Annotated in this window: 16 protein-coding genes and 1 pseudogene; 9 read left to right on the forward strand and 8 right to left on the reverse strand. The window is 68.6% G+C overall.

What is annotated here, in order from left to right; all coding sequences use genetic code 11:
• The first annotated feature begins 8 nt into the window (after window positions 1–8).
• Window positions 9–509, forward strand: a complete 501-nt coding sequence (locus ACFYZR_RS25625) for a peptidylprolyl isomerase (RefSeq protein WP_391914133.1) — start codon at window positions 9–11, stop codon at window positions 507–509.
• 127 nt (window positions 510–636) lie between these two features.
• Window positions 637–1,212, forward strand: coding sequence for an HAD family acid phosphatase (locus tag ACFYZR_RS25630; protein ID WP_391914135.1), 576 nt, complete (start codon window positions 637–639; stop codon window positions 1,210–1,212).
• Between the two features lie 61 nt (window positions 1,213–1,273).
• Here ACFYZR_RS25630 and ACFYZR_RS25635 read toward each other — a convergent pair whose 3' ends face one another.
• Together ACFYZR_RS25635 and ACFYZR_RS25640 are read right to left on the reverse strand one after the other, a co-directional pair.
• Entirely contained in the window at window positions 1,274–2,281 is a 1,008-nt protein-coding gene (locus ACFYZR_RS25635) for a pentalenene synthase (RefSeq protein WP_391914137.1), read from the reverse strand.
• A 189-nt stretch (window positions 2,282–2,470) separates the two neighbouring features.
• The gene (locus ACFYZR_RS25640) at window positions 2,471–3,388 is read right to left on the reverse strand and encodes an NAD(P)H-binding protein (RefSeq protein WP_391914139.1); all 918 of its coding nucleotides are present in this window, start codon (window positions 3,386–3,388) and stop codon (window positions 2,471–2,473) included.
• 205 nt (window positions 3,389–3,593) lie between these two features.
• Between ACFYZR_RS25640 and ACFYZR_RS25645 the strand changes: the two genes are divergently transcribed.
• On the forward strand, window positions 3,594–4,628 hold the full coding sequence (locus ACFYZR_RS25645) for a zinc-binding dehydrogenase (RefSeq protein ID WP_391914141.1): 1,035 nt from the start codon (window positions 3,594–3,596) through the stop codon (window positions 4,626–4,628).
• On the opposite strand, the gene ACFYZR_RS25650 is transcribed toward ACFYZR_RS25645, so the two are convergent.
• A complete protein-coding gene (locus tag ACFYZR_RS25650) occupies window positions 4,615–5,961 on the reverse strand; it encodes a cytochrome P450 (RefSeq protein ID WP_391914143.1) in 1,347 nt (448 codons plus the stop codon). The genes ACFYZR_RS25645 and ACFYZR_RS25650 overlap by 14 nt on opposite strands.
• Window positions 5,962–6,178: 217 nt before the next feature.
• Here ACFYZR_RS25650 and ACFYZR_RS25655 point away from each other — a divergent pair, with 217 nt between their 5' ends.
• The 6 genes and pseudogenes from ACFYZR_RS25655 to ACFYZR_RS25680 form a co-directional block, all read left to right on the forward strand.
• Window positions 6,179–7,330: a DUF3443 family protein gene (locus tag ACFYZR_RS25655; protein ID WP_391914145.1), complete on the forward strand. Its 1,152-nt coding sequence runs from the start codon at window positions 6,179–6,181 to the stop codon at window positions 7,328–7,330.
• A gap of 118 nt (window positions 7,331–7,448) precedes the next feature.
• On the forward strand, window positions 7,449–8,750 hold the full coding sequence (locus ACFYZR_RS25660; RefSeq protein ID WP_391914147.1) for a class I SAM-dependent methyltransferase: 1,302 nt from the start codon (window positions 7,449–7,451) through the stop codon (window positions 8,748–8,750).
• A gap of 238 nt (window positions 8,751–8,988) precedes the next feature.
• Window positions 8,989–9,504, forward strand: a complete 516-nt coding sequence (locus ACFYZR_RS25665) for a GNAT family N-acetyltransferase (protein ID WP_391914149.1) — start codon at window positions 8,989–8,991, stop codon at window positions 9,502–9,504.
• 298 nt (window positions 9,505–9,802) lie between these two features.
• Entirely contained in the window at window positions 9,803–10,903 is a 1,101-nt protein-coding gene (locus ACFYZR_RS25670) for an alpha/beta hydrolase (protein ID WP_391914151.1), read from the forward strand.
• Between the two features lie 615 nt (window positions 10,904–11,518).
• Window positions 11,519–11,950 (forward strand): hypothetical protein, encoded by a 432-nt coding sequence (locus ACFYZR_RS25675; protein WP_391914153.1) that lies wholly within the window; start codon window positions 11,519–11,521, stop codon window positions 11,948–11,950.
• Between the two features lie 65 nt (window positions 11,951–12,015).
• Window positions 12,016–12,291 (forward strand): annotated as a pseudogene (locus ACFYZR_RS25680) (tyrosine-type recombinase/integrase); the annotation flags it as partial.
• Window positions 12,292–12,377: 86 nt separating this feature from the next.
• Here ACFYZR_RS25680 and ACFYZR_RS25685 read toward each other — a convergent pair.
• From ACFYZR_RS25685 to ACFYZR_RS25705, 5 genes are all read right to left on the reverse strand, one after another.
• Window positions 12,378–12,866 carry a hypothetical protein gene (locus ACFYZR_RS25685; RefSeq protein WP_391914155.1) on the reverse strand — a complete coding sequence of 163 codons (489 nt, stop codon included), beginning with the start codon at window positions 12,864–12,866 and terminating at the stop codon, window positions 12,378–12,380.
• On the reverse strand, window positions 12,835–19,821 hold the full coding sequence (locus tag ACFYZR_RS25690; protein ID WP_391914181.1) for an RHS repeat-associated core domain-containing protein: 6,987 nt from the start codon (window positions 19,819–19,821) through the stop codon (window positions 12,835–12,837). The genes ACFYZR_RS25685 and ACFYZR_RS25690 overlap by 32 nt, the downstream gene beginning before the upstream one ends.
• A gap of 151 nt (window positions 19,822–19,972) precedes the next feature.
• Entirely contained in the window at window positions 19,973–20,878 is a 906-nt protein-coding gene (locus ACFYZR_RS25695) for a Dyp-type peroxidase (protein WP_391914157.1), read from the reverse strand.
• A gap of 498 nt (window positions 20,879–21,376) precedes the next feature.
• Window positions 21,377–21,799, reverse strand: a complete 423-nt coding sequence (locus ACFYZR_RS25700; RefSeq protein ID WP_391914159.1) for a DUF3592 domain-containing protein — start codon at window positions 21,797–21,799, stop codon at window positions 21,377–21,379.
• Between the two features lie 472 nt (window positions 21,800–22,271).
• Window positions 22,272–23,339 (reverse strand): hypothetical protein, encoded by a 1,068-nt coding sequence (locus tag ACFYZR_RS25705; RefSeq protein WP_391914161.1) that lies wholly within the window; start codon window positions 23,337–23,339, stop codon window positions 22,272–22,274.
• Window positions 23,340–23,622: the final 283 nt, after the last annotated feature.

Genomic DNA, 23,622 nt, shown 5'->3' on the forward strand with positions numbered 1-23,622 from the left:
AGCACATCATGGCCAAGGTCCGGCTGACCACCAACCACGGTGACATCGTTCTGGAGCTCAACGAGGAGAAGGCGCCCAAGACCGTCGAGAACTTCCTCGCCTACGTCGACGCCGGCCACTACAACGGCACGGTCTTCCACCGCGTCATCCCCGGCTTCATGGTCCAGGGTGGCGGCTTCGTTCCCGGCATGGACCAGAAGCCGACGAACGCGCCCATCGACAACGAGGCGGACAACGGCCTGAAGAACACGATGTACACCGTCGCCATGGCCCGTACGAACGACCCGCACTCGGCGACCGCGCAGTTCTTCATCAACGTCAACGACAACGACTTCCTGAACTTCACGTCGAAGTCCCCCAACGGCTGGGGCTACGCCGTTTTCGGTGAGGTCGTCGAGGGCCAGGCCGTCGTCGACGCCATCAAGGCCGTCCCGACCGGCTCCCGCGGCTTCCACCAGGACGTCCCGAAGGACGACGTGATCATCGAGAGCGCGCAGCGCGTGGCCTGAACCGGACGGCGTGGGTCCTGATCTCTTCATGCCCGCGAAACCTCCCGGTCGACTGAGGGCCTTCCGACGGTGTTGATCTTTCTGACCGGCGCATCCGGCCGTCTTGGTCATCGGAAGGAACAACATCGTGTTCGTCAGGAAGTCCCGTGTCGTCGCCCTCGCGGCGCTCGCCGCCGTCGCACTGCAGGCCGGAGTGCTCGGCACCGCCACCACGGCGGCCGCCGCCTCGGGCCGGGGCGTACCCGGCTACCGGACGTGGCAGAACGATGTGAACCAGGCGATCGCCCCCGCGATCCCGTGGCTGAGGGACCGCATCGCCAAGGGCGGCGACAACCCGGCCATCGTGCTGGACATCGACAACACCTCGCTGGAGACCTACTACCACGAGGGACAGGCCAACAAGCCGGTGCTCAAGGTGGCCCAGTGGGCGCACGAGCACAACGTCTCCGTGCTGTTCGTCACCGCCCGCAGCTCCTCGTCGTCCGCGCGGCAGCAGCTGGCGGACGCCGGCTACCCGGTGGACGCCATATGCACGCGTGAGCACGGCGAGGAGAAGGGCGAGGGCAAGGAGCGCTGCCGGGAGGAACTCACCCGGGACGGCTACACGATCACCGCCAACATCGGCAACCGGCCCACCGACTTCGAGGGCGGCTACTACGAGAAGGGCTTCAAACTGCCCGACTACGGCGGCCGCCTCTCCTGACCCCGCCGCGCCCTTCGCCACCGGGGCCCGAACCCCGGCGGCGAAGGGCGGACAGTCCGCTCTACGCGTCCGTGTGAGCGGTGATGGTGTCCTCGATGCGCGGGGACCGCTGGACGTAGTCGACCCCGATCCGGCTGTAGCGGTCGGTGGCCCGGCTCCAGTCGTAGTTCCCGCGCATCAGGGCCCGGTTCGCGCCCAGGAAGCGGTGCGTGCTCTCCCGTTGCCGTGGGGAGAGCCCCAGGGCGGCGCACAACTCGTGGGTCCTGGCGGTGAGTCGCTGGAAGCGGTCGATCCGCTGGTGGACCATGTCCCGTAACAGGCCGATGGCGTCCTCCTGCGAGCAGTCGCGCTCGCGGCGGAGGAGCAGGACCGCGTTGTCCGCTTCCCCGTTGGCCTCGTCCTTCTCCAGCGAGTGGAGGTCGTTGGTCAGGATGACCACCTCCGCGGTGATCTCGCGGATCTCCTGGATAAGAGTGCTCTCGTGAACCTCCGGGGGAGCTTCGAAACCCCCACAGCGTTCGGCGGTGTCCAGTACGCCCTCCACGCCGATCGCCAGCCGGCGTAACGCCATGTACCGGTCCATGTCCAGGACGAGGCCGGCCCTGCGATTGACCGCCTCGGTGACATAGGTGAGGAAATACTGCTCCCAATGGCGCGCCGCGCGCTCCCGCCAGGCCCTCGACATGCCGTGCCGCAGCCGCTCCCAGTGGTCGAGCCACAGACGGGCGAGCGGAAACGTCGGTCTGACCAGGGAGGAGTCCGGGCTCTGCCGGGCGAGCGCGGCCAGCTCCTGGCAGAGCTCGTAGGCGGCCAGCGGATCCCTGCCCAGGGGACTGTCGAAGAGGTCGTCGAAGAAGAAGTAGAACGTCTGCCCCTGGATTCCCAGCTCCAGATCGTCCCCGAACGCGTCGGGGTGGAAACGGCCGGCGAGCTCTCCCACCGCCCATGTCAGATACCGTTCGGCATTGGGCGAGGTGGTGACGAAACCTTCCGCCCTCAGCCACTTCATATGGCGGGCGTTCGCGGCGGCTACATCCGGACTGATCCGCACCTCGAAGGGAATGTCCAACGGAACATTCTGTGGCATGCCTGATCCCCCTCTTCGCTGAATTCCGGGGCGTCCGCCTGCCGACGCGCGACGCACGCCCCTGTGGAGATCCAACGATCACCAGGCCGGGGCCCACGTGACAAGTCTTCTGTTCCGTCGGCTCAGCCTGTGATATAGGGCCTGGTCAGGACGGCCGCCTCAGCCGGGCCGTCACCCGGCCCGCAGGGCGGGGGTGTCCTCGACGAGGCTGTCGAACCCCCGAGGGGGCCGCCCGAGCAGGCCGGCCACATCGTCGGTGACCCGGTCGTACCGGTTCCGGCCGTGCAGCCGGGCCATCGTGGCGATGTGGTCGAACACATGGGGCGGCAGGTCCAGCCCCTTGAGGTCGCGCTCCAGCCACTCCTCGTACGGCACGTCGACATAGGTCACCGGGCGGCCGAGCGCGGCGGAGAACTCCGCCGCGACGGCGGCCATGTCGCGCGAGCGCTCCCCGGTCAACTCGTAGACCCGGCCCGTGCGCGGGACCGGGTCGAGCAGGAGGCAGGCGACGACGTCCGCCACATCGCGCGCGGAGACCGGGGAGGTACGGGCGGAGCCGAACGGCAGGCGGATCGTGCCGTCCCGCAGGATCGAGGCGACGGCGATCCGGGCGAACAGCGGGTTCTCCATGAAGACCGTGGGCCGGACATGGACGACCGGGACCCCCGACCAGTCGAGGACCTGCTCGGCGAGCCAGTGCATGCGCTGCTGGCGCGATTCCTCCTCACCGGTCAGGTCCATCTGAGAGACCGTCATCTGTGACATGTTCACCAGGAGCTCCAGCCCGCCCTCGCGGCGGGCGGCCGCGGCGACCGTCGTCGCCGCCTCCAGGTACGCGGGCGACACGCTCATCCCGAAATACGCCCGACGGCACCCCTCCAGGGCCCTCACGACGTCCGGGCCCCGGGTGAGGTCGCCGACGATCACGTCCACGTCCTTCATGGCCCGCAGCGGCGCGGCCCGTTCGTCGTCGTGGTGCACCAGCGCCCGGACCGGCACTCCCGCGGCACGCAGACGGTCGACGACCGTTCCGCCGACCCCTCCGACTCCTCCGCCGACACCGGTGACCAGCACGGGCTGGACGTTCATGGGATCGCCTCCTGCACACCGACACGGATACGTCATGCCACTCCCGTGGCCCAGACGAAGTCGTAGCGCATGCGCCGGCCACCCACCACATGACATGGTCCTTGGGAGGCGTGCGGGCCGGCCGGGCTTCCGGCGCGACAGCCACCGAAGACAGGCGCACGCTGAAAAGGAGACCCACGGCGAAACGACATGATCGGGAAGACCCATGCGAGCGACATTGATCTACGGCGCCGGTGACATCCGGGTGGAGAACGTACCCGACCCCCGTATCAAGGACCCCACGGACGCCGTGGTGCGGGTCGTCCGCTCGTGCATCTGCGGCAGCGATCTGTGGCCCTACGGATCGAGACCGGCCACGGAGGAGGGCGAGCGCATCGGCCACGAATTCCTCGGCGTGGTGGAGGAGACCGGCCCGGAGGCCACCGGGCTGAAGGCCGGCGACCTCGTGGTCGCGCCCTTCGCCTACGCCGACAACACCTGCCGGTTCTGCGCCGAGGGCCTGCACACCTCCTGTCCGCACGGTGGTTACTGGGGCCAGGACGGCGTGGACGGCGGCCAGGGCGAAGCCGTGCGCAGCCCCTGGGCACAGGGCACCCTGGTGAAGCTGCCCGTCGGCGAGGACTCCGCCCTGCTGCCGTCGCTGCTCACCCTCTCCGACGTCTTCTGCACCGGCCACCACTGCGCCGTCACGGCCGGGGTCGACGCCCGTACGACGGTGACCGTCATCGGCGACGGCGCCGTCGGGCTGTCGGCGGTGCTGGCCTCCGGACGGCTCGGTGCCGAGCGGATCCTGCTGATGGGACGTCACGAGGACCGCACCGCCCTCGGGCGCGACTTCGGGGCCACCGACGTGATCCCCGAGCGCGGCGACGAAGGCGTCGCGCGCGTAAGGGAGTTGACCGGCGGCGAGGGCACCCGCGCCGTGCTGGAGTGCGTCGGCACCAAGCCCGCGCTGGCCACGGCCCTCGCGGTGGTGCGCGACGGCGGCGTGGTCAGCAGGGTCGGCGTACCGCAGTACGAGGAGGGGCCGGTCGGGCACGAGATGTTCAGCCGCAACGTCACCCTCACCGGCGGTGTCGCCCCCGCCCGCGCCTACATCGAGGAACTGCTCCCCGACGTCCTCGACGGCAGGATCGAGCCGGGCAGGGTCTTCGACCGCACCGTGGACCTGGACGGCGTCCCGGACGGCTACCGCGCCATGGCGGACCGCCAGGCCCTGAAGGTGCTCATCGCCCCCTGAACCGGACTGTCTGCCCCGGAATCCGTGGGCTCGCGAACATACGGATGTCGTCGGCCGCCCAGAGCACGAACCGTTCGACCGGGGTCACCTCGTGTCCCGGCACCGGCCGGAACCGGAAGCGCTTGAGCAGCACGGCCAGGACCAGCTCGGCCTCGACCATGGCCAGGCCCGCGCCCTCGCAACCGCGCGGCCCGAGCCCGAACGGGATGTAGGCGAGCCGCGGCCGCTTGGCCACCTCCTCCGGCGTGAACCGCTCGGGCACGAACTTCCCGGGCTCCGGCCAGTAGTCGGCGTTCATGTGGACGGCCCAGAACGGATAGAAGACCGTCGCCCCGGCCGGGATCTCGTACTCGCCCAGGGCCAGGGCCTCGGTGGTCTCCCGCGCGCCGTACGGGCCCGGCGGATAGAGCCGCATCGCCTCCTTGAGGACCATCTCCAGGTAGGTGAGCCGCCGCAGGTCGGCGAACCCGGGCGCCGCGCGGTCGCCGAGGACGCGATCGAGCTCCCCGGCGACGCGTTCGGCCGCCTCCGGGTGCCGGCCCAGCAGATGCAGCGTCCACGACACGGCCACCCCGGTCGTGTGATGGGCCGCGAGCATCGTCATCATGACGGTGTCGCGGATCCGCGCGGGGCTCTCACCGGCGTCGACGAGCGCCCCGACCAGATCGCTCCGGTCCGCGCGGCCGTCCGCGCGATGCGCCGCGACCACCCGGTCGACGACCGCGCGCAGGTAGGCGAGAGCCTCCTCCGCCCGCCCGGCACGCTCCTCCGCGTCCTCCGCGGCCGGTGCCCGGTAGAGCCGCCCCAGATACTCGGTGAGCACCTCCTCGAAGGCGGTGACGACACGGTCGGGGTCCTCGACGTCGCCGCCCAGCGCGTACGAGCAGATCATCCGCAGCGACAGCGCGGTGAGGTCCCTCTGCAACTCGACGGGCTCATGGCCGGCCCGCTCGGCCCAGTCGTCGGCGACCGCCGTCGTCAGCGCGGTGAACCGCGCGAAGTGCCGCTCGTGGGAAGGCCGCCCGGCCAGCACCGACAACAGCAGACGCCGCCACGGCGTGTGCTCGTCGGCCGGCATCACCTGGAGATTCCCCGCCTCGCACAACGGGGCAAGGAAGTCGAACAACCGCTCGGGACGCTTGTCCAGATGAGCCGTGGCCTCCAGCAGTACGGGGTCGGCGACCGACACGGCCGTCTCCGCGCCGGGGAGCTGGAACCGTACGACGGGCCCGTACTCGGCGTGCAGCCGCAACTGATAGGTGTGCAGTCCGCCCGCTGCCGCCACGGCGCCGACGCCACCGTCCGCCCGGGGCTCGGGACCAGGGATGCGCATGACCAATCCTTTCGTCCGACAGGCCGATCAGACCGATTCACAGGGGATCGAGCGGAATCCGCAAGACCACGACCGGTCATGAGGCGCAGGCGCCGACCGCGGGGGTCGGTCTTCCACTTCCGTCGCACCTGAATGGACGCCGTCACGGGGCGCCGGGCCGGGACACCGCTGATCCTTGCGGCAGGAGCCCCCGCCGCAGCCAGAAGCCGGAGCCGCCGTGCCGCTCTCCCCGCATCCGCCCCGCCCACCGCGCCGCCGGTTCCGTCACCTGGCCGCAGCGGCAGCGGCAACACTCGCCGCACTGCTGCTGACGGCCTGCGGCACTGGCCCCGAACCGGGCGCGTCGACGGCGGGCGGCGGCACCTCACGGGCGGCGAGCGTGCCCCTGACCTACCTGCCGGCGGGCAGCGCGGGCGGCAGACTGAGCGCGCCCCGGCTCCAGGCCACCGTCCGCATCGGCTCACGGCTGGTGAACCTGCTGGTGGACACGGGCTCCACCGGACTGAAAGTGCTCGCCTCCGCCGTCGGGGACGACGCGACCCCCACCGGCGCCACCGGCAGCAGCAGCTTCCTCAGCGGGCTGAAGATCAGCGGCCGGGAGGCCCGGGCCACCCTCCGGCTCGGCGCCGCCACCGCCGGCGACCAGACCATCCTGCTTGTCGACTCCCTCGGATGCGTCGACCGGGCCGGCGACTGCGCGGCGGCGCACGGCGGCACACCGGAGGAGTTCGGCGGCGTCTTCGACGGCATCCTCGGCATCGGCATGGCCGAACGGGACGAGGGCGTCAAGGGCTGCTGCGCCAACCCCATGTCCGGTCTCACCGGCGACGGGTCCTTCATCGTCCACTTCGACGAGGAACACCCTCAGCTGCGGCTCAACCCCCCGCCCAGGACCGTGGAACGGTTCAGGACCGTCAGCCTGAAACGGACGGTCACCGCGCCGGCCCGGCCCGGTGCCACCCCGACCACGCTGACCTCCTGGGACCCCGCCCCCATGGAGGCGTGTCTGACCGTGACCGCCGTCCTGGACCACGAGTGCGCCCCCGTCGTCTTCGACACCGGCACCCCCACCCTCGCCCTGGAGGCCCCCGGCCCGGCCGGGCCCGCCCTCGGCGCGCTGCTCCCGGGCGGCGTCGTGGACACCTACGGCCGTCAGGTCGCGCTCACCGTCGCGTCGGCCGACTGGAACTGGACCTACCGGATGCCCTCCAGGGAGGCCCTCACCCAGCCGATGAACGCGCTGAGCACCCCACTGCTCAGCTACGGCAGACAGACACAGGCGGTGATCATCGCCGGACTGCCCGCCTTCACCAAGGTCGACGTGTTCTACGACCTGCACGGCGGCCGGACCGGCCTGGCACCCCGGTGAGAACCCGGCAGGAGACATTCACTTTTTTGAGTGAACTATCCGACTGTCGACGGTGATTACCACGGTGACCCCGGATGCTGCTCCACAGGGTATGACCCCAAGGCGGGGAGGGCGCCGCATGAGCACCGCGTCACCTACGCCGGCGGCCCGGCTGGCCTCCCTGCTGGAGCGGGCGACGGGCGAGACCCTGCCCTTCGGCATCCGCCTCTGGGACGGCAGCACGGCGGGCCCGGACCGGCCCCCACTCGCCGAGATCACCTCCCCCCGCGCCCTGCGCCGCTACCTGCTCCGCCCGGGCCGCCTGGCACTCGCCCGCGCGCTCATCGCCGGGGAGGTACGGGTCGAGGGCGATCTGGTGGAGCTCCTCGACGGCATCGTCCTCATGACCCGGGCCGCCACCCCGCGCGCCCAGCTCCACCGCCCGTCGGAGGCGACGATGGGCACCCTCGGCCTTCTGGACTTCGCGCTGCGCTCGGGCGCGCTGAAGGCCACTCCGTCACGCTCCCACGCGGAACTGCGCGCCCGGCCGGGACGGAACGGCGCCGTGGAACACCACTACAACGCGGGCAACGGCCTCTACGAGACCCTCCTGGGCCCCTCCATGGTGTATTCCTGCGCCTACTGGCCGGAAGCGACGGCCGCCCCGAAGGACCTGGAGGCCTGGGAGGGCCTGGAAACGGCCCAGCGCGCGAAGCTCGACCGCGTCTGCCGCAAACTGCGCCTGCGCCCGGGCATGAGGCTCCTGGACGTCGGCTGCGGCTGGGGCTCGCTGCTCCTCCACGCGGCCGAGCACCACGGCGTCCACGGCGTCGGGGTGACCCTCGCCCGGGAACAGGCCGCCTACGCCCGGCAGCGCATCGCCCGCTCCGGCCTCGGCGACCGGATCGACGTACGGCTGTGCGACTACCGCGAGGTCACCGACGGCCCTTACGACGCCGTCTCCAGCATCGAGGTCACCCAGCACCTCGCCCGCCGTGAACTGCGCTCCTACGCCCGGCATCTGCACCGCCTCCTGACCCCCGGCGGGCGGCTGCTGGCCCACGACCTGTACATGACGCCGCAGGCCGGGCCCTGGCAGCACGAGCCGTTCCTGCGCCGCTACGTCTTCCCCCGGCTGAACGTGCCCACGCTCGGCGAGGGCGTGGCGTGCCTGGAGGCCGCCGGCCTCGAAGTGCTGGAGGTGGAGAACCTGCGGCACCACTTCGCGCTCACCTTCCGCGCCTGGCTGGCCAACCTCGAAGCGGGCTGGGACCGGGCGGTGGCCGACGTCGGCCCGGAACGCGCCCGCGCCTGGCGGCTCTACCTGGTCGGCGGAGCGATGGCCTGCGACCGGAACTGGCTCGGAGCCGTCCATACGACGGCCGTCCGCACGACGGCCGTCCGCACGACGGGCGTCCGCCCGGCCGGAACCATTCGCTAATTCGAAGGACGGATCCGGCGGCATATGTTAGGTTCGAAACGTTTCCGCTGATCAAGTGTGAGGATGAAAGGGAGGTGGGGTTGATGACCGTGCTCACGGCCACTGCGCAGCGCAGCGCCCGGACCACCCTCACGTCCCGGGCGACGGCCTGACCCGGCCACCCGCCTCGCCGGGAGCGTGAGCTCGCGAGGCCGTCCGACCGTACGAACTCCCACACGAAACGGATCCTCGTTCCGTCATGCGTACCCACGACCAGTGGAACACCCGCGCCGAGACCGGCGCCGACATTCCCGCCATCCGCGAGATCAACCTCACCGCGTTCGGCACCCCGCACGAGGCCGACCTCGTCGACGCCCTGCGCGCCGATCCCTCCTGGATCGACGGCCTGTCCATCGTCGTCACCGACGAGGACGGCGAACCCGTCGGTCACGCGCTGCTGACGCGCTGCCACATCGGCGACACCCCCGCTCTGTGCCTGGCCCCCGTCGCCGTACGGCCCGGGCTCCAGAGGAGCGGCGCCGGATCGGCGGCCGTCCGCGCCGCGCTGCGGGCCGCCGGGGACATGGGAGAGCGCTACGTCGTCGTCCTCGGGCATCCGGCGTACTACCCGCGCTTCGGCTTCGGGCGGGCCTCCGCCCACGGTATCGGCCTGACCATCGACGTCCCGGACGAGGCGCTGATGGCCCTCGCCCTGGACGACACCCACCCGCTGCCCGCGGGCACCGTCCGCTACGCGGTGCCCTTCGGGATCTAGCGGTCGCTCTTCGGAATCCAAGGGCCTCAAGGGCCCGGCAGGGCTGTGCGGGGTGCTCCGGCACCCCGCACAGCCGCCGGTCCACCCGGTCTACCCTCGAAGAAGGGGCCGGTTCCGCTCGCAGCCCCCGTGCCCCCTGTGACGGCCGCCCCACGCGGCCCGCGCCACGCGTCGGGCCGGGGGAAACATCATCATTCTGTGACAGCCGGAACCCGCTGCCCGACGGGCCCTGTCTTATAGACGTCACAGCAAACCAGCAATACCCGCGCCCCTGTCGTCACCGCAGTAAGGATTTCCGATGTCGTACCAGTCACCCACCACCTACCAGGCCCGGCGCCGCCCCTCCCGCGCCAAACGCTGGGTGATCGCCGCGGCATCGGTCGTGACTCTCGGCCTCATCGCCTGGCCCGTCATGTCCTACTACGAGATACCCCCGTTCACGGACAAGGGCGACGCGATCTCCTTCGGCGGCTCGGGCGACGGCAAGAACGGTGACCAGGCAGCGGGCTCCAAGGCCCAGATGCCCCTCGGCCCGAACGCCGGCTTCAAGATCTCCGGCACCGTCCCCGAGGACGGCACCAAGATCGCTGTCACCACCTACAAGGGCAAGAAGTCCGGCTTCGAAGGCAAGGTCTGGGTCTGGGCTCCCAAGGAGTACGACGACCCGAAGTACGCCAAGAGCGGCTTCCCCGTCCTCATCGCCCTCCCCGGCGGCTCCGGATACCCCAGCAACTACTGGATGGGCACCGACCTCAAACTTGAGGCGTCCATCTCCAAGTGGGCCGCGGAAGGCAAGAGCCTCCCCTTCATCATCGCCATGCCGGTCCTCAACCCCGAGAACCACGACAAGGACCCCAAGGACCCCAAGGCCGGGCTCTACTGGGACGGCAGCGACATCCCCGGCCAGCCCAAGATGGGCACCTGGCTCACCGAGGACGTTCCCCAGCTCATCAAGGAGAACTTCCGCACCATCAAGTCCCGTGACGGCTGGGCGTTCATGGGCTCCTCCACCGGTGCCTCCGCGGGCCTGAAGTCGGTCCTCCAGAAGCCCGACCAGTTCAAGGCGGTCATCGCCTCCGGCCCCGACATCGTCCCGGACTCGCGTCTGTGGGCCGGTCACGACAAGGAGAAGGCCGACAACAACTCCGACGTCCTCGCCCAGCGCCTGATCGCCAAGAAGGGCCCCGACGTCTACCTCGCCTTCCAGGTCGGCTCCAACGAACCGGTCAAGCCCCCGATCGACCGCTTCCTCGCCAAGTACGGCAACAAGGGCCCGATCAAGACCAAGTACCGGATCAACGTCGGCGGCGAGCACAACGCGGCCTCCTACGTCCCCAACATGGAAGCCGGCGGCCTGATCCAGTGGATCAGCGAGCACATGCAGGGTCCCACGACCTGACCGGCGCATTCCTGACGTAGGTCCATGGTCCCTGACCAGGCGCAGTGGCGCTTTGCACAGGTCATACCCCCTGTGGGGGCCTCAACGGGGAAGTAGTGATGACCGCGCCGATCATGCGGAACTGTGCATGGATCTCGTACTTTCTTGCGGATTCGCGTAGCTCGATGCAGCGGCCTGCCTTGATCATTTCCCACTCATTTCCCACCCGTGGGCATGAGAAAGGGCCGAGCTCGGATCACCAACTTGGGAGGTTGGGATAGGAATGCGATCCGAGCTCGGCCCGTCCCCGCCGAAGCCGCATGCCGAGAGCCCGGAGGCCTCGACAGCCAAGTTGGAAGCCTGGCTTACTACCTTCGGCGGGAGTAGTAGCCCTAGCCCGCAGTTCTGATCACCAGCTGCTGGACGGGGGAGTCTCAGTGGCTACGCGGTGGTCCGTGCTCGGCCGCTGAGCGGAGGCTCCGCAAGTGGCGGTTTCCCGGGGCCGCGCAGCACCCCAATGGCTATCGTCGGTGAGACAAGCCTGGTCAAGGAGGCGGAAAGAGTCAGGACGTCGAAGAGAGCCTGACAGGTGGCGGCGCGCCCTGTTGCGGTGAGCATGAGCCGGTCCATGTACCCGTGCAGGAGCTTGGCCGCCGCTGGAGGCTGCTGGCCGAGGGCGCCGGGATCGCCGGACTCCTGTGCGCTCACGTCCTGACCCGCGCCTACGACCACGTAGTGCTCGTCGAACGTGACCTGTTGCCCGATGCCCCCGTCCACCGCCCGGGTGTGCCTCAGTCCCGGCACGTCCACGGCCTCCTCGACCGCGGTCTGCGCGACATCGAACACCTCGTGCCTGGCTTCACCACCGACCTACTCCAGCACGGCGCCGGTCTCGTGGACTTCGCCGCCGACATCGCCCTGCGCACCCCCGCCGGCTGGCTTCCGCGCGTTCCCTCCTGCCTGCGCTCCTGCACCGCCAGCCGCCCCCTCGTCGAGACGGCCATCCGCCGCCGGGTCCTCAGCCACGCACGATCATCGTGCACGAGCGCCACGTGGCCGACGGCCTGACCGGGACACCCGAGCGCATCTCCGGCGTCCACCTGCGCGACCTGAACAGCGGCGCACGGCAGCACCTCGACCGCGCAGGGCTGCGCCGCATCCGCTTCCACGACCTTCGACACTCGACCGCGACCCTGCTCCTGGAACAGGGCATCGACCTCGTCGTGATCAAGGAACTCCTCGGCCACGCCCACATCGGCGTCACCGCCGGCGTCTACGCCCACGTCCGACTCCGCCTCCAGCGAGACGCCATCAACACCCTCAGCACCGCCCTTGACGACCCCGCCAACGACGAGTCGACCCGCGACGACGGCGATGACCCGCCGCCGTGCGGAGCCACCGTCCACTGACGTTGCCGTCAACTACTGCCGTCACGACGTGCAGAAGCCCCGCCAGAAACGATCTGGCGGGGCTTCATATTTGCGGTTGCGTGCTCTCACAAGCCCCAGGCAGACTCGCGGAACTGCCGCACTTCGGACGCGCTCGTCACCCACTCGGAGATGCGATTCCCGTCCTCGTCGACTTCACGGTGAGGCTCTACGTACCGCCACGGCTCTTGCGGGTCGAACGGTTCGTCGAGCTCATCCAGGAAGATGAGCGAATTCTGGACGTGGATCACATCGCCGTCTCGATACATAGGCCAGCATGAGATGAAGTTACTTGCTTCCGGATCAGTGATCGAAGCAATGAGACAAGAGGTCACCTTCTCGGAGCACTCAATTTCCCTCAGGGCACTCTCCCAGCTTCGGCGGTATTCATCCACCGACCAGAAGCTCAGATCCATCCGGAACGTCTCCGCGAAGCTGCCGACTCTGATCCTGGCGACAGCATCGGAGGATGACGGGGTCGCACCCTCCGAAACCGGATCGTTGATCACCTCGATTGAGAATCCATCATTCCTTGAGGTAGTTGAGATCTGGGTCATAGGTTCCGATCCGTTGCCCTCTGCGGTTGAACATCTTCCAGCCGTCCGTCACGTTATGGCCATCAACATCAGGCGTAATGTAGTTCTTTCCGTTGGAAAAGACGACCTGGCCATGCGAATTGAACGGTGCCTTCTGCGTGGGAATTCTTGTTCTGTACCCAAGTGCGCCTGCCCGATCTGCCACGGTCCCGGCGTATAGCTCTCGATTCTGCCGACTGCGCTCAGCCACCGAGTCCGGGTGGTAGGGGTCACCCTTGAGTGCAGGGGAAGAGGTATACCCCTCCGGAAGGTCACAGTTGCTGTTGTGAACGAGTACCGGGGTCTCGCCCGCCAGCACATAGTACGTGTGGAGGCCGTCGACGGTGAGGTTGTGTACGACCGCGGCTGTGGTGCGGTGCTGCACAGCGGTGACTTGGACCCATGTGCCGGTGCTGGTCTGCAGCCACTGTCCGGGTTTCAACTGCGCGGCCGGGGTCCAGATGTGGAGTGCGGGGACCCAGAAGGGGTGGCCGTCGGTGGCGGTGAGGTGGCCGGTGCCGGTGGAGCTCTTGGTGGTGAGGTCGACGAGTTGTTTCTGCCCGTCGCCTTGGATCAGGGTGGTGACCTTGCGCGGTGCGGTTTCTCCGGTCTCTGGGTCGGTGGCCACGACCTGATCGCCGATCTTGACATCTTTGATTGGCTTCTGTGTGCCGTCGGCCATCAGTACGGGGGTCTCGGGGGTGAAGCTGTTGGTCAGGCAGCGTGCGGCGCGGCTGGCTCCCCATCCGTCGAGGAATTCCCCGAGTCCGTTGCCGAGCATGCCCATTGCGCATCCGCTTGCTGCGGAGGTGATGACCTGGCCCCAGTTGACTTTGCGGCCGGACAGGCGTTGGCCGAGCCAGTCGATGCCGCCGTCCATCAGTCCTCCGGCCACGCATCCGGCGATCATGGGGTTGTTGCCGGAAGGGTCGGTGTAGGTGGTGGGTGAGGACAGGGCGTACTGGTAGAGGTTGGGGCCAGCGGCGTGGCCGATGGGGTCCTGGGAGATGAAGCGGCCAGTGGCCGGGTCGTAGTAGCGGTTGCGGAGGTAGAGCAGGCCGGTGCCGTCGTCTTCGCGGCCGGTGAAGGTGTAGGGGTTGGAGGTTGGTGCGCCGTCGGGGATGGGTCGGCCGTTGGGGTCGTAGGTGTAGGTGGTGGCGATGGTGCCGTCGTCGTCGGCCAGGCCGACCACGGATCCGAGTGCATCGGTCAAGTAGATCTGGGTCTTCCCGCTTGTGGTGCGGGTGAGGAAGCGGTCCAGGCCGGAGGCGGCGACCGTCGCGGTCGGCTTGCCGGAGCTGTCGAGCTCGGCGAGCGGGTTGGTGCCGTCGGTCAGGAAGCGGGTGGATGTGCCGCCTGCCTGCTTCGATGTCCGTCCGCCCAGTGGGTCGTAGCCGAAGGTCGCGGTGTTGCCGCCCCGGGTCAGGCCGGTCAGTTGGCCTCGCGCGTTCCAGGAGTAGCCTCGTTCGCCATCGGATGTGAGGCGGCCGTCCTTGTCGTAGGTGAAGGAACGCCCGGCCAGCTGGGTCAGTCGGTTGGTGTCGTCGAAGGCTGCGCCGCTCTCCGCGGCGGGGAGCGCGACCTTGACCAGCTTCCCGGTCAGCCCGGTCTGGAGACCCCGCTCATCGCGCGCGTAGGTCAGATCCCCGACGGCTGCGCCTGACCGGGAGTAGGTGATGGCCTTGACCAGTCCGGTGGCGTCCAGATCAGTGGTCCGGCTCCAGCCTCCCGGCAGTGACGCCGTCTTCTCCCGTCCCGCCTTGTCGAGCGCGAACGTGATGGTGTCCTTACCGGAGGTCAGTGAGGTCAGGGCGCCGGACTTGTCGTAGCTGTAGCCGGTGGTGACGCCGGTCGCGTTCATCTGCGTGCGCCGGCCCGCTGCGTCGTAGCCGTACGACACTGTGCCGGTCGGGCCGGTGACTGCGGTAGTGCGGTCGTACTCGTCGTAGGTGAACGACTGGTTCCCCGAGGCCGAGTCCGTGATCTGCTGGAGGAGATCCACACGGTCGTAGGTGTAGGACGCCGTGGATTCGGCCTTACCCCCGGTGTCGACCCCGTACATGGTCTTCGTGGTCCGTCCGAGCAGGTCGTATTCGGCCGTCGCGACCTGGCCGGAGCGGCTGATAGACCGGGTGAGGCGGTCGGCGGCGTCGTAGGTGAAGGTGGCTGCAACGCCTGCCGGGTCGGTGGCGCTCGTGGGCCGGTCGGCTTGGTCGTAGGCCCACGTGGAGATCTTGCCGCGTGCGTCACTCAGCGAGGTCAGGTTGCCGTTGTCGTCATAGCTGAAGCGGACGGTATTGCCCAACCGGTCGGAGGTTCCCGTGGTTTGGTTGAGTCTGTCGTAGGTGATGGTGCTTACCGCGCCGGCCGTGTCGGACAGCGCGGTGGGGCGGCCGGCGGCGTCGGTGAACTGGGCGGACACGCGGCCTTCGGCGTCCTTGACCGTTACCCGCTCACCGTGACGGTAGGTGTACTCGGTTACTGCCCCTGCCGCGTCTGTGACGGAGCGAACGAGCCCTTCGCTGGTGTGGGTGAGCGTGGTCGTGCGGCCTTCCGGGTCAACGACGGTCTGCAGATCGTTGCCGGTGTCGTAGCGGAACATCGTGGTGTTGCCCAGCCGGTCCGTGGCCTGGGAGATCTGGTCGTACGGGCCTTCGTAGGCGACCTTGCCGCTCTCACGGGCCTTCGGAGTCCCCGCGAGTTCGGTGGACGACGTCACATGACCGGCCGCGTCGTAGTGCAGCTCCGTGCGCCGCCCGAAGGGATCCACGACCGCATCGACGCGATGGTTGGGCCCGCGCTCGAAGACCGTCTTGCGCGCGAGAGGCGAGCCGTAGGCTGCCGTATCCGAGGTGCCGAAGCCGTCACTGTCGAAGGTGACGCGGCGCACCGCGCCGCTGGGCTGCTTGACGTCGGTTGCCGTGATCTTCCCGGCAGGGTTCTTGGCGTAGTCGAAGGAGTACGTGGCGCCTTCCGCCAGCGTCTGCTTCTTCAGACGGCCGTCCGCGTCGTAGGAGTTCGTCATGTAGACGATGCCGCGGGCGTCCTGCGCACTGGCGATGCGGTTGCTGGTGCCGTCGTAGGTGTACCGACTGGTCTTGCCGGCCGGGTCGGTCACGGTCTGCAGGCGGCCTGCGCTGTCGTAGCTGTAGGTTGTCGTGCGGCCGGTGTTGTCCCGCGCCGTGCTCACGCGGTGCTGGCCGTCGTAGGACAGGGTGATCCATCGTCCGTCCGGTGTGGTGATCCGGGTGACTTGGCCCTTGGTGTCGTTCAGCCGTGTCAGCCGCACTGTGTTGCCGTGCCGGTCCCGGATTTCCTTCAGGGGCGCGTACTGCGGGAAGACCCATACGCTGCCGTCGCGGAAGGTCAGGTCCCAGCCGGCGTTGTTGTTCCAGGCGATCTTCGTGCCCCGGAAGCCGCCCGGTGTGCCGGCCGGCTCGAAGACGGCATCGGAGTAGCTGCTCCCGGGTGAGGTCCGCACGTAGTGCACACGCTGGCCGCCGGGCAGGTACAGGTCGACTTCCTTGTACTGCTCCTGGGAATGCAGGAAGACGTTGTAGGACAGGTCGCGTCCGATGCCGAACGCCCGAGTCTGTGTATCGCCCTGCCAGTAGGTTCGGTTGACTTCGGCGGAGCCCAGGGGGTCGGCGACGGCCAGGTCCGTGCGGGAGTCGGTGAGCATGCCCGTGCCGAGGTCGACCGGGTCGCCGGAGAGCCAGTCGATCACATCGCTGATCCGGGACAGGTCCCAGGGGATCAGGTCCGACACATTGAACATCGCACCGTTGAAGGCCCAGATCCGCGTCTTGGCATCCGGTACGACCTGGCGCCCGTCGGCGGTGACGGCGCCGTGGCCATAGACGTACCAGCCTCGTCCCTTCGGGTCGTAGTCCATGAACTCCACGACCGTGCCGGGCGGTTCATGGGTGTAGTTGGGGTAGACGATCTGGGCACCCTTGGGGAACACATACGTGCCACCCGGCTGCACGGTGAAGAAGACCGGCACCACACGGTTCTTCGGCAGAGGGAAGGGTGGGCGGTCGATCGGGATCGCGGTGATCCCGAGCCGCGTGACGGGATTGCCTCGCTCGTCCCGGACCACGGAGCCCTTGGGGATCCGCACCTCGAGCCCCGGTATCTGGGGAGTCGTCAGCACGATGTCCTGCTGAGCCGGAGCCTCGAACGTCAGAGTGTGCCGGGTGTCCAGCGGTGTCATCCAGACCGGGAAGCCCAGATCGGTGGTCTCACCGGCCTTGGGACGGATGCGGATGCGGAAGACGCCGTAGTGCCGGTCCCCGGCATCAGCAGTGCCGCCCTCGACGAGGAGAGTGGTGGCGCCCGTATCAATGCCCGGCAGCAGGAACCGGCCGCGGTCATCGGTCAGCGCACTGGCCCTACCGACCGAGACCCGCACCTTCGCCAGGGGCGTGCCGTCCAGCTTCAGCACATGCCCGGTGACAGCGGTCGTGCCGGGCAGCGCACGCACACCAGTGGGCGCCTTGGGGCCGCTGCCGCGCCGCGTTGTCCAGTCCCGGCCAGCCAGATGCGAGGGATCCGGCTGCCAGGCATCAGGCCCGCTGGGGACGATCCCCACCTCCGCGGACGCGGGCCGGACGTCCGGTTTGTGCTGCGCTGGTGGGGGTGACGGCGTCGCGCGATGAACTGGGGCGGGTGCTGCGGCGGATGGCCTCGCGGGCTGGTGGGCGCGTTCTGTCCCGGTGGATGGTGGGCAGGCCATGTGCCAGATGACCGAGTAGCACGGCGTATGCATGCTGGATGCCAGGGACCGGGCCAGCGCTGATCCTGCTTGGGCGAGGAAGAGGTCCACGGACCCTGTCCCTCCTTGCCACACATCCATCGTCACTTGGTAGGTGCCGGACTCGGAGAGCTTCGGTATCGGCAGGGAAGCGTCCTGCCCGGCTGACACCGATGCCTTGTCCAGCATCTTTGCGCCGGAGGGCGCGACGACGCTCACTTCCAGAAGTTTGGTAAAGGCGTTCTTCACGAACCCCAGGGCCAAAGACTGGCCGGACTGGGCGGTGAAGGACGATTCGGCCCGCTGTCCGAACCGGCCGATGGCCACGCTCACCGGGCTGCCGTCCGCGGTGAGCCTGGGCAGAGCAAGCGGGCGTGACAACACGATTCCCGTCCGGCCCGGCTTTCCGCTCAGCGGGTCGAAGCGGACGGTGTAGGTGCCGTCCTCGGGTAACGCCTCGCTGTCCCAGGTCTGGCTCACCGCCTTGGAGACGGTCTCGGCACCGCTCGGGGCGAAGATCTTCATATTGATGAACGGGTCAAAGGTGAAGCCGGGGAAGCCCAGGCTCACCCGGTCGCCTCTGGCTGCCCGGAACGTGCCCACAGCTCTCTGGCCGATCCGGTTGATCGCCAGGTCCGTTCCCGGGGCGGAGTCGTCCAGCGTGCCGAAGTTCAGATAGTGCGAGACGATGACCCGCACCGTTCCGGTGCCCTCGCTCGTCGGATCGACGATGAAGAGGTAGCGGCCGCTCTGCGGAAGTTTGTCGATCGAGGTGACTCCGTCGACGCTGTTCGGAATGCCGAAAAAGTCCAGCTTCTTGCCGTCGGGCCCGTACAGGTCGCCATGCACGTAATCCGGCATGCGCGAGGCATCGATCCCAAGGGACAGGGATTCGCCTGCCTGAGCAGAGAACGTCCACCGAGTGCTCTGCCCAGCCCGGGTGATCTCGGCAACCCCGGCCTCACCGGTGAAGGACAGCTCCCGCTCAATGGCTTGGGACAGGAGCACCTTCGCCGCGCCGATGTTGTCCTTGCCCGGATCCACGATCAGCATGTACGTGCCCGAGAGCGGTAACTCCGCCGAGCGCCAGGTATCCGGGCCCGCCCAGGCCGCCCAGCCTTCCTCGTCGCCCACCTGGAACCCCTGTGGACTGATCAGCTTGAACCTGACAACGTCTTTGAACGTCGACTCGGTAAACCTGGCGCTGACAGATCTTCCCCGATCCGCATCGAAGAGGACCACAGCCCTCTTGCCCGGCTGGGTCACCGCGACGGAGCGCGGACTCGTGTCCGTGACGGACGTGCGCACCGTCGTTTCAATGGAGCCCGCCTGGTCGCTGAGCGGAACAGTGAAATCACCTGGCGCCGTTCTCCGCCCGTCAGGCGTCTCCACCTCCACCGGCCCCGTCGTCGCTCCGTCCGGCACCTTGACGGTGAGTGATGATTCCGAACGGGAGACCACCTCGGCGACCAGGCCGTTGAAGCGCACCACATTGTCCGTGACCGCCGTGGCGAACTGCGCACCCCCAAGCGTCACCTGGATACCGGGCGGGCCGACAGCCGGATTCATGCCCGTGATCTTCGGCCCGCCGGAAGCAAGGGTGAAGCTCTCCGGCGACTCCGCACTTGTCCCGCCGGACGCGACCGAGATCCGGCCGCCCGGCGCGCCCTCGGGAACGGTCACTACCAGCCGGGTCGGGGAGGCCGATAAAACCTGCGCTGTCCTGCCGCCGAAGCTCACGGCATTCCCCGCGGTCGTCGTGGCGAAGCCGGTGCCGGACAAGGTCACCTTCGCCCCGGCCGCCGCTCGCACCGGGACCAGCGACAGCACCGATAGCCTGGCCGAGGGGTAGCGGTCGATACCCAGCCGGTTACCTGCCGCGTCGTAGCGGTACCGTGCGGTCTCCCCCTTGGGGTCGGTGATCCCGACCAGCCGGCCGGCCGCGTCATAGGCGTAGACCGCTGAGTCGGTCGCCGAAGCTGAAGCCGGCCGAGCGGAAGCGGATTTGGGCTGAGGAGCCTCGGGCCGCGGGTGCGAGGAGGTGGCGGGGGGATTGGGTGCCGACAGCACGTGAACCGGCGGCGGGGGCGCCAGGCTGACCGTCAGGGGAAGAGCCGCGATGCCCACGGCCCAGACCCGCCAGCGCGCGGAGAACCGTAAACGCAGGTGTTTGCCGGACATGTGCACCACGCCCTCTCCCGCACCCCAACCGGGCTGGGCCGCTCGTGCGCCTCATGCACCTCATACAGACTGGACACAAGCTACCGGCCACAGGACGCACGTACAGGGCCTGATCCAGCCGCAATCACGCTCTACCGCGCGCAGCCGCGGTTCACCGTGCCAGCACATCGGTCCATGCGTGGCCGTTGGGTGGCACGAAGAAGTAGCCCCCGCCCACGGTGAGGACGTACTTGGCCAAGGCGTCGCCCGCCAGCCGCCGCTGCACCGCCTCGAAGCCTTGAGCGAGGTCTCTCTGGAAGCAGGAGAAGATCAGCCCGGTGTCGCCGTCACCGCGGTCGTAGCTGTAGCTGCGCCGCACCAGCGGCGGCGGCCGACGCCGGTCGGGAGCGGCCAGCCGCACGTGGGAGTCCAACGGGGTGATCTTCCCCCGGGGGTCGGCAGCGAAGCCCGGCTCCTCGCCGGCCGGTGATCCGTCCAGCCACTGGCCGTCCTTCCGGCGGCCGATGACGCGCTCCTGTTCCTCCGGCGCCTCGGCGTCCCACAGGTCCGTGGCGCAACGGACGATGCGCAGCACCTGGTAGCTCCCGCCCACGGCCCAGTCGGGCTCGCCCTGCCCGGCCCGGACCAGTGCGCGATCCAGCGTTTCCCTCTCACCCGCCGGGTTGCCGAACCCTTCGGTGAAGTGGAAAGGATTGCGCGCCAGCCCCCTGTTTCCTACCACTCGGTTGCCGGCGCGGAACCCGTCGATCTGCCAGCGCTTCCGCCAGGCCGAAGCCCCCTCCAGCAGGCGCCCGGCCGCTTGGGCCACGGCCTCCCGGGAACGTCCCGCGATCTGAACGAGAACCTCACCGTTCGAGGTATGGGCGTCCAGGAGGTCGCCGGGGAACACCGGCATCACCCGCAGCTGCCGAGGCCTGAGTTCTGCCCGGTCGAACAGCCCCACTCCCAGGGCTATGCCAGCCGTTGTGCCATGTTCGTTCTGCGATGCAGCCATCAGCGCCAACTGCCGGATATGCGACCATTGCTGGCTTCGCGTAGCAGCGAGGTCCAGTGCCACAACCCGTGCATACGGTCCGGGCAGCTCCCCGCGCAGCTGGGCCGGAGGCACCATCGCCGGAGCTCCCCCTGCACAGCTGCCAGCGGTACCGGACACGCCCGATTGCGAACGCGTGAGGGATCCTCCGATGACCACGGCACCCCCGATGCCCAGCACGGTTCTTCGTTCCACCGCTTTCACCTCCGCCACCTCCGTACCGGAGCCGCCGCCCGCCAGCGGCGTGCGCGGGTCTTGCGGGCGTTGGAGTCTCCTCACATCCAGCAGGTCCATGACCCTGGCGCTGCCACCCGCGCAGCCGAACAGGCAAGAGCACCTGGCATCTGCTGCGGCGTCACAAGTGAATGTGGCCGGGATAACCCGAGGAATGAGCCATACCAGCGGAACGCCAGCCATGCCGCTTCCTCACCGCCCGTGGCATTCATAGCGCGAATGCGGGCCGCCGCGCCGATCCCAGCCCCGTAGCGCCGGCCGGTTTCGGCGGCCTCATCTGACCACCAACTACAGGTTGGAGATCCCATCCCAGACCATCATCACGCCCATCAGAGCGAAAAATCCCAGAATGAGGATGGAAAAGATGTTGATAATCAGCGGTGACCAGGTTCCTTCGATCCCAACGGTCGTGGCTGAACTCGCAGGATTCGCGGACCGATAGTGGATGGTCACGACTTGGCCTACTTCCATGAGCATGGCGTCCTCTTCGAACTCCACGTACTGCCCCTCCCGCGTCGTAAAGCCGTAGACGTGATGCCACACCGTTTCTCTATCGGTGTTCTCGGTCGAGTAGCAACGTACGCAGCGGCCCTCCGCCGCTATACCGCTGGCCAGGGAGCGTAGGCGGCTGACCAGCTGCCATATGAAGAATCCGCATAACGAACCGAAGACGGCCAGGAGCGGCAAGCCAATCTTGAGGGTGTCCGGCATTCGCAGCCCCTTGGGAATCCGTAGCGCGATCTTGAGGCCGAGTACAGGCAAGCTGCGGCCGACATCATCGCCCCGGCCACGGGTGATAGCAACACCTTCCGGAAGACTCAAGCCGGTCGATCAACCGGCCGCGAACCTTGCCGCGGCAGATCGCGGCATACAAACCCGCCGCTCGAGGACATGCGCACGTGCGCCAGGTGGGCAGCCAGTCGCCGGGGGGCCGGCGCAGGCTGCAGGGGCAGACCTCGCACTCCGTCCCGCCGACACAGTCCGGCAGGCGAGGCCCTAGAAGGCTGAGTTCCCCCCTTCATTGCACGCAACCAGCCCCACAGCACGGCCCGTTCCAGCATTTCGGCCGACTGGCGGGTCCGGGGTGACGCATGGGGAAGCGGGTATGACGGGCCCCCGAGAGGGGCTCGGGTATGGGCAGCCTTTCGGAGGCAGGTGCGGGTGCGGACGAATGCTTGAATAGTCAGCCCCCGTCGGCTCCGCCGCCGTCACTGCCACCTCCGCCGCTGTCGCTTCCACCTCCGTCAGAGCTGGCGTCACCTCCACTGCTTGAGTCCCAGCCGTCTCCGACTCCGCTGCCGGATCCGTTGTCGTCGCTGCCAGCTCCCAGGTAAGTGAACCAGGGCTGGTCCCACGTGGTGGACCCGGCTGACGAGGGGACCGGGCGGGCGTGAAAGCGGACTGTGCCGGTCCCGTCGCCGAGGCCGAAGGCTACCCCGAAGGTGTGGGCCATGACGGCGTCGAGCGGGTCGAGACTGTCGTGCCGTATCTCCGCGAGAGAAAGGAGCACCATGTCCGGCGCGGCCGTGCCGGGCCGTGGACGGGTGAGGAGGGCCACGGGACGGCCGTTGCGGGTCAGGCGGGAAGACCACGAGTTCTCTCGTCTCAACTCCCAGCGAGATTCCGCGATTTTAATCGTGACGGAGCGTGTCGATTTCCGCCATGTGTGGGTGATGATGAGCCCGGCGGGCCTTTCGTCCACTGTCACCAGCAGCCCCCGGCCGGGGGACTTACGGTCGGCCGATACGCCGTGCGGGGCCCTGACCCGTACGACGGGGGATGACGGTGCCCAGACGTCGGCGCGCACGGACCGCCGGTCCACGGCTACCGTGACAGGCCCGGCGGGGCTCTTGGCGGTGCGCCGTGCGATCCACAAGGGGACGCCCTCTGCCCGTGCCTGGTCGGCAAGTGCCGCGACCGCTGCCGGGCCGCCGGCCTGCCGTACCGCCATGTCGCCGAGGATGCGGGCGAACTCGGCAGCCCGGCGGACCTTCACCGGATTCGTGGACCCGGTGATGCGGGTGATGGGTACGATCCCGGTGCCCGTGGCGAGCTGTGCGAGCGGTCGCTCGGAGCCACCGCCGCCCAGCCACTGCCCACGCAGGTAGGCGTCTGCCATGGCGGCCAGGTTCAGCTCGCCCAGCGGAGTGGACCTCCGACCCACCTTCAGCCTGTCCTCGGTCAGCTCAACCGTCCTGGCCAGCGGATTCCAGGACTCTTCCGCGTACACCGCCTCGCTCACTCTGCGCACCCCGTCACCTTCTTCATCGCCCCGCAAGGGGGCCTCCGGGCCCGGCATGACTGCATCACTCTGACGATGGCATGGCATCAGGGGTGTTACCAGGGTGAGTCCCCAGCCACATCACGGGCCCGCCCCCGGAACCGTGAAGAATTGGACATGACGCTGGCCGCCCCTGAACGGATGGAGTTCGGTGGCATTGAACCTCTTTCATCCTGTCCCGCGGGGGTGAAACGGGCAGTCAGAGGTGGTGGTTGGTGACATAGCAGAGCCCCTTGTCGTTGGGGTGTTGATC

Source organism: Streptomyces sp. NPDC001678, assembly GCF_042892945.1.
Lineage (GTDB): Bacteria > Actinomycetota > Actinomycetes > Streptomycetales > Streptomycetaceae > Streptomyces.